Source organism: Brucella sp. RRSP16, from assembly GCF_052246815.1.
GTDB classification, from domain to species: Bacteria; Pseudomonadota; Alphaproteobacteria; order Rhizobiales; family Rhizobiaceae; genus Brucella; species Brucella intermedia.
Genome location: NZ_JBQQAM010000048.1, coordinates 1 through 816, shown reverse-complemented (window position 1 = coordinate 816; position 816 = coordinate 1). Strand labels below are relative to the sequence as shown.

The window sequence follows — 816 nt, the reverse complement described above, 5'->3', positions numbered from 1 at the left end:
GGGTTCTGTCGCGAATTTTTCACTTCTGCTGCGTTATTGTCGCTTCGGTGCGCATAATTGGGCGAGGTGACTGGGTATGGCGATCGATTTCAAAGGGTCTCATTTCCCCAAAAATGTCATCCTTTATGCGGTGTTCTTCTATGTTCGTTATTCCGTTTCCTATCGTGACCTTCAAGAAATCATGGCCGAACGTGGCGTGAACGTTGACCATGCAACATTGAACCGCTGGGTTGTCCGTTACGCGCCACAGATTGCAGATCAGGCACAGAGACGTAAGCGTCGAACGCTTGGCTCATGGCGTGTTGACGAAACCTATCTAAAGGTCAAAGGCAAATGGACATATTTGTACCGGGCCGTTGATCGTGACGGACAAACGCTTGATTTCATGCTCTCCGAACGCCGAAATCTCGGTTCTGCACGACGTTTCTTCAAGAAAGCCATCGCAGCCAACGGTGTTCCAGACAAGATTGTCATTGATAAAAGCGGCGCCAATCTGGCGGGAGCCCAAGCTGTAAATACAATCCTTAAAATCACAGGTTACAGCAAGATGATTGAAATCCGGCAGATCAAATATCTCAACAATATTCTTGAACAGGACCATCGTTTCATCAAGCGGATTACCAATCAGATGTTGGGGTTCAAGGCATTTCATTCAGCCGCAGCGACAATCGCGGGTATCGAAGTTGCGCATATGATCCGCAAGAGGCAATTCGCAAACGACAATTGTTCACCATTCATGGTCTTTGCGGAACTCGCAGCATAATTGCGCCCGGAGATACGCCTGCCTTTAACCCGCTGAAAATTTGCGACACAACC

The 816-nt window shown here is 48.3% G+C and carries 1 protein-coding gene; it reads left to right on the top strand.

What is annotated here, in order from left to right:
• The first annotated feature begins 76 nt into the window (after positions 1 to 76).
• Positions 77 to 763: an IS6 family transposase gene (locus tag ACS5UA_RS22825; RefSeq protein WP_213507442.1), complete on the top strand. Its 687-nt coding sequence runs from the start codon at positions 77 to 79 to the stop codon at positions 761 to 763.
• The last annotated feature ends 53 nt before the right edge of the window (positions 764 to 816 follow it).

Coding starts and splice junctions, on each gene's coding strand:
- ACS5UA_RS22825 (WP_213507442.1), top strand. CDS start 77: ATGGCGATCGATTTCAAAGGGTCTCATTTCCCCAAAAATGTCATCCTT.